Origin of the sequence: Nostoc sp. DedQUE08, assembly GCF_034530895.1 — a bacterium.
In the GTDB taxonomy this organism is placed as follows: domain Bacteria; phylum Cyanobacteriota; class Cyanobacteriia; order Cyanobacteriales; family Nostocaceae; genus Nostoc.
Genome location: NZ_JAVRCD010000123.1, coordinates 1 through 6,264, shown reverse-complemented (window position 1 = coordinate 6,264; position 6,264 = coordinate 1). Strand labels below are relative to the sequence as shown.

General features: G+C 39.3%; 4 protein-coding genes. 1 reads left to right on the top strand and 3 read right to left on the bottom strand.

Annotated elements, in window-relative coordinates; all coding sequences use genetic code 11:
• Nucleotides 1–95: 95 nt before the first annotated feature.
• Both RMY64_RS36470 and RMY64_RS36465 read right to left on the bottom strand, forming a co-directional pair.
• Nucleotides 96–1,100, bottom strand: a complete 1,005-nt coding sequence (locus tag RMY64_RS36470) for a hypothetical protein (protein ID WP_322673142.1) — start codon at nt 1,098–1,100, stop codon at nt 96–98.
• Between the two features lie 342 nt (nt 1,101–1,442).
• Nucleotides 1,443–3,062: a glycosyltransferase family 39 protein gene (locus tag RMY64_RS36465; RefSeq protein WP_322702659.1), complete on the bottom strand. Its 1,620-nt coding sequence runs from the start codon at nt 3,060–3,062 to the stop codon at nt 1,443–1,445.
• Nucleotides 3,063–3,637: 575 nt separating this feature from the next.
• Here RMY64_RS36465 and RMY64_RS36460 point away from each other — a divergent pair.
• Nucleotides 3,638–4,807 (top strand): hypothetical protein, encoded by a 1,170-nt coding sequence (locus RMY64_RS36460; RefSeq protein ID WP_322702658.1) that lies wholly within the window; start codon nt 3,638–3,640, stop codon nt 4,805–4,807.
• Nucleotides 4,808–4,820: 13 nt separating this feature from the next.
• Here RMY64_RS36460 and RMY64_RS36455 read toward each other — a convergent pair whose 3' ends face one another.
• On the bottom strand, nt 4,821–6,128 hold the full coding sequence (locus tag RMY64_RS36455; protein ID WP_322702657.1) for a recombinase family protein: 1,308 nt from the start codon (nt 6,126–6,128) through the stop codon (nt 4,821–4,823).
• Nucleotides 6,129–6,264 lie beyond the last annotated feature (136 nt).

The window sequence follows — 6,264 nt, the reverse complement described above, 5'->3', positions numbered from 1 at the left end:
GAAGGAATAAAGCTGTACTGAGTTTTTTTCAAAAATCAAATATGAGTCCTATATAAATTATCAAAATTTCTTAGAAAATCGGGACACTACAGCATTTAAGATTTACTGTCCGGCAAAACTTGGGGTGAAAACATTGCTTGCAACGACTCATAGTAAGCGAAAAAATAAGCAGCCTGTTCTGGTTCCAAACGAGAGCGGATTTCAGTACCGAGCAAGTAAATTAATTGCCGCACCAATTCCCAGCGCACCTTTAATCGAGGATATAACATCACACACAGGGGAAATAGCTCTTGTTGTATGGCACTAATGTTGTTCTCCAAAATACAGACCCATAGATATACCTGGAACATCTCTATATCACGGACACTGGAAATGTTAATGTTAGTATCACTTAAACAACCTGTGTGGCATTGATAGTTGGGATACATCTGCATCACCCGTTCTGCAATCTTGGTCGCAATCTCGCTGCACAAGGGTAAAAGCTGCTGGACAGCTTGTAATGGTGGCGCGTCGTAAGCATATTCTGCTGCTGCCTGGTAAGCACGCTGGAGCGGCATATAAAGATGATCGTCAATCACTTTGAAGTAATCCCTCAGCGATGCTTGCTGCACTGGTGGTGTCAAGTTCAGTAGTATTTGTCCGCTGTAGTGAAACTGCATACTAATGAACCCAATTACTCTAGGATCGTCTGCTGTGTACTTCTGTCGAATTTTTCCCAAATCCCTAGCAATCCATGTAGAAAACTTTGCTGGGGAAATCTGTTCAGCATAGGCTGAGAGGGCAGTTTGATAAATCTGGTGGGTATCCTTTGCAACTTCCCACGGATCGATTAATTCAGGGTCAATTTGATGCCGAATCACCTCTTGAGACAAAAGCGCTTCTGTTTTTCCCCACGCTTGCAGACTTGTGGTTCGCAGTGCCTGCGTTAACGTTTTTGCAACCTCATTTGCAATTTCACTGACCTTGAGAACTTCGATGCGATTGTCCTGTTCAGCTAAATTTCGCAAATACTTCTTTGCCCACGCTTCTGAAAATGGTTGATTTGCTTCTGTCTCAATCCTTCTGACTGGTTCTGGTAACGATGAAAGATTTTGCGGCACTAGAAACACCTAATTGCTAAATTTAATGAATGAAATATTTCGTAATAAATATTTCAAGCATAGAGAAATCAATCTCGCCAGCAAAACCGCAAAATTACGCAGTTTATCATTTCTTCAAAGTAAATCGCAGGTTTTTTACACTTTTTGGAAGAACGCGATCGCTATAAAATTATCATTACCTTTTGGGCAACGATCTGATTTTTTCCTGAGCAGGGGACAAGCAGGGGAGCAGGGAGCAGGGGAGACAAGGGGACAAGGGGACAAGGGGGAATTATTGAACAAGTTTCTCCCTTGTCTCCCGCCTCTTCTTCGTCTACCTTGTCTCTTCTCCATGCCCCATACTTACAATCTATTGATATCTTTTGTGACTAACTTCCAACCTTCAGCTTGGTCAATTAGCTTCATCGACTCTAGTTCAAGATTGTTGAAATCAGATACATTAAGCAGGAAGTAGGGTTGGCCGTTGTAGTGCCAATAATATTCTAGTTCACCAACAGAAGCGGGAATGATGGTGCGATCGCTATAATAATCCAACGAAGGACGATGGTAAGGAAAAGACGTGTAAATCTTCCTCGTCGCTGGATTTGCCCGCACAATCATGGCGGCGACTGGTTTAACTGGATAGGCTTGTGATAATTCCCAAACCCAGTAGTTAGATTTCATTAACAGCAGCAGCGAAATATAACTTCCCCAAAACAAAATCTTCAGAAATTGTCCGTCACCTCGTTCTGCCAAAATAGCTGCTAAGGACATAGTTAAAGCTACGGCGGCAAAAATCAGTTGTAAGTCTGTTTTTGGGGTTGTACCCGAACTGAAATAAATACTACCAGCAGAAGCAGCTACAGCAAGTATTGCCAAACCAGCAACCCAAGCACGGGGATAAGATGAGAGTAAAGGCGAATTTTCCGTATCTGATAATTGGATACCAAAAGCTAAAGCTAAACTAGGGTAAATTGGGAATAAATACCAGGGAACTTTGGTAATCATGAAGGAAATTACCAGTAGATAAACCCCACTCCACGCCATTACTAATTTTGCCCAGCTAAGGTTGCGATTTTCCCAGGTTAAGCGGACAGTTTGTGGTAGAAATAATAACCACGGCCATGTGTATTTGAGAAGTTCAATCACATAATACCAAGGTGGTTCAGAATTACCTTCTACAATTGAGCCAATTCGGTCTAGTGATGGGTTAGCAATACCAATTTGGGCGAAAGTATAACCATAGTGAATTAGTTGCGCACCATACCAACCAGCTACAGGTAGAATGCCAATTAAGATTGCGATCCAGAGATAATAACAAGTGAGCAGTCGTGGCGTATCCCAAAATAGAAATACAATTGCGATCGCACCGAGTAATACACCTAGCAGTCCTTGAGTTAAACAAATAAACCCAAAGCTAATGCCAACACCAAGACAATAACGTAAATCTCGGCGCGATCGCAACACGCACAACATCATCACCATCAAAAAACTTACCATCGCCCCATCCAACATTGCCAGCCGCCCATGACGCACCACAGGTAGCATTGTTAGGTAAATCAAGGCGCTATAAATAGCAGCCCAACGTTGGCGAAATATCTCTCGAGCAATGCAATACAGTAAAGGTACAGATGTTGCTGTTAAAATTGCTCCAGGTAGGCGCGTTGTCAACTCATTTTCGCCTCCTAGAGAATAAGCCCAAGCAATCAGCAAATGCATCAAAGGCGGCTTGTTGTGATATGGTTCGCCTCCTAACGTTGGATAAAGCCAACGCATTGAACCTGCTGGGGCGTGCCAAATTTCACGAGCAACCTGTGCCACAGTACCTTCATCCCAATCTCGCAGCGGCAACCCTCCCAGATTGATGCTAAACAGTAATACTGCTGCCAACAGCAATACTATTAGCCATACCCAATCAATCCATTTGCCAACCGTGCGATGCTGTTTTTCCAGATGACTCCAAATAAAGCTTCCTTCTTGCATATTCTCTGGTAATCATTTTACTTGCTGGTTTGATTACATAGAGACATCTAGCGAATCTCCCATGTTGCCACCCAGTAACAACGTATGTTCTTAACAATTGCTAGTTTCCAAGATTAACTCAGTTTTTTATAATTAGCGCTATTTTTCAAAAAAATATATTGGTTATTTAAGTAACATTTTAAACTAATAAATGATAAAAATAATACAAGCAATAAATTATTTATTACCTGTTTGATATTCCGTAAATAAACTTGTATGTTCTTTTGAAGGTGACGCTTAGTTTAAATTTTATCTGGCTAATTCCATAAAATTTGTAACTGATTGCTATAAAAATAAAATGGTCTACTGAATACTTAAAAAAAATATATAAGATTTTTGAATATTAGTTTCAGAAAAAATAGTTAGATTTTTTCAATAATCAATTAGTAAGAATATTTTTTATGAAACTATCTAAACAAACTGATTTTAGTTTTTTAATTTTGATTAAGCAAGTATTGAATCTTGAAATCTATGATATACAATTTTTTAAGAGCTTTTGATAACAGTTAATAGCTAAAAATTATTGGAGACTGTCAATGAATTTACCTGTAGTTGTAGATATTACTCTTGGCTTAGTTTTTATTTACTTAATTTTGAGCTTGCTAGCCTCGGAAATCCAAGAACTAATTGCCACATTATTACAATGGAGAGTTAAACATTTAAGAACTTCAATTGAATTACTTTTATCAGGTGGTAGTGAAAGTGAAAAATCAGATATTATTAATGCAATCCATCTAGTACAGAAACTTTATAACGATCCTTTGATTAATACTTTGAATCAACAAGCTAAGGGTAAATTAGAAAAGCATTTCCAGGAAATTACTAAAAAGCCTGATAAAATAGTGCTAGAAAAACAAAGCGGCCCTTCCTATCTACCTTCTGAAACATTTGCAATTACTTTATTAGATGCCTTAAAAATTCCTCAGCTAATTAATTACGTTCAACATCCTAATGAAGAAACAAAAACCAACTTACAGATGATATTAACTTCTTATAAAGAACTTAAAAAAGGTATTAATAATCCAAATAGTGCAAGTTACACAAAAATTCAAGAAATTTATGGAGAGATTGACCAGAAATTTATAGATTTTGTTAATAATGAATTACCTGATGAAGTTCCTAATAATTTAATTAAGAGCCTTAGTGTAATTGCTCAACGTAGCAGGATAAAGATTGGCGATCTCACAGAGGAAGTAAATCAATTTAAAAATGAAGTAGAAACATGGTTCGATCGCTCGATGGATCGAGCAAGCGGTGTTTATAAGCGAAATGCCAAAGGAGTTGCTATTTTAATTGGAATATTAGTCGCCTTTTTAACTAATACTGATACATTTCACTTGGTTAAAAGACTATCGGAGGATTCGATTATCCGCTCTACTATTACTCAAAGTGCAAGTCAAAGAATCGATTATATCAATAATGAAGTAGACAGAAGGAATATTGAGAAACTATTAGGAAATTCTTCTATACCGATTGGATGGCAAAATATTAATCAACAGTTTGAGTTATTAGATACGACGAAATCGAATAGAATTTACATCAGAATTTCACAGGTTTTTAAATTAATTTGTGGTTGGATAGTGAGTGGTTTTGCTATTGCTATGGGTGCACCTTTTTGGTTTGATATCCTGAATAAAGTTATCAATGTGCGGAATGCAGGGCCAAAACCTGTTGCGTATACTAAGGATCAACCGTCTCAAAAATAGTGTTTCATTTAAATCAAAAAATAAAAATAACTTGGAGTTTTAATTCTTTATTCTGACAAATAATCTCAATTTGTCTAATAAATTCTCGAAAGTAAAATCTTCGTTCTGTTTCCGATAAATCTAACCAAAATTGTGGTATAGAAACAGCTTGAGCAACAGAACGCAAGTTAACTGGAGGGAGAATTGCCAACTTTCCTTCGAGTGCAGAAATCTCTGTGCGAAGTTTGTAAGCCCTTAACTTTGCTGTTTCGGCATCTAAAATTCCAGTTTCAATTAAAGCGGGTAACTGAGCAAGTATTTCTTGCTGACGAGCGATCGCTTGTCCTAAACTATTCTTGAATGCATCCAACTGGGGAAAATTCATTCCTGCTACCGCCAGAGGTAAATCACGGCAAACGGTTTCAATGGTATGTTCCAACACCTGTTGATAGGGAATAGCCTTACACTTGGGGCTTTGGGGACAGCTAGTAGAACGTAAATAAAGATACTCTTTATCTTGGTTGCGTTGGGTAACACGGGTAACTGTCAGATGCGACTGACACTCAGCGCAGACAACCAACCCAGCCAGAGAACGCGGTGCGCTAGCAGTTCGGGATGGTAAACGGCTGTTACGGCGCAAAAGTCGGTCAACTTGGGCTGCTTCTTCCTTAGAAATTATCGGAATATGGGTATTGGAGATAATTTCACCATTTTGGTAAGCTGTATTGCCGCGATAAACTGGATTAGTCAGCCAGCGTCTTCCTGTGGTTACAGAGATTTTCTTGCCGTATTTTTTCGCCAAGTAACGCACTGAACCCCGCAGGGAACCATAAAGTAAAAAGTGTTCAAAAAAATCTTTGACAACTGGTGAAGTACTGCGGTCAATGGTATATTTTCCCTTACCTCTGCGATAGCCGTAGGGAACTTTGCCGGGTGGCGGTGCAACCTCAAGACGATTACGGGCGTGTCCTTGGCGGATGCGGCGGCTACGTTGCTGACGTTGGATTGCGTGTAGCAAATTCAGCAAGTCAGCGCCCAGAGGGTAACTTTCGGAAGTGTAGGGTTGTTCAGTGGCGATTACTGCGATTCCCATGACTTCGAGTTGATTGAGACGATCGCTAATTTCCTCTACAGTATCTCCTAATTCTTCCAACCGACGAATCAGGAGATAATCTGCTGGTTCAGTTTGGCAATCTTTGAATAATAGTTGTAATTGCGATCGCAAAGAAGAGTCTGGCTTGCCCAAATCTTCATAAACCCGATCCACCTCCCATCCCCAATCGGCTCGATCGGGAGAAGATTCTAATAGTGGATCGGTGTAAGAGTAGGCAATTATTTTCAAAGGTTTAGCGCAGCCACAAAGAAATTATATATTCTGGATTCTGCGTTAGCGTAGCTCGCCGCAGGCATCGCAATATCTGAATTATATCAAGTTCGGATGATTACTTATAATTAAGCCGATCTGGTTTTTGGCCACC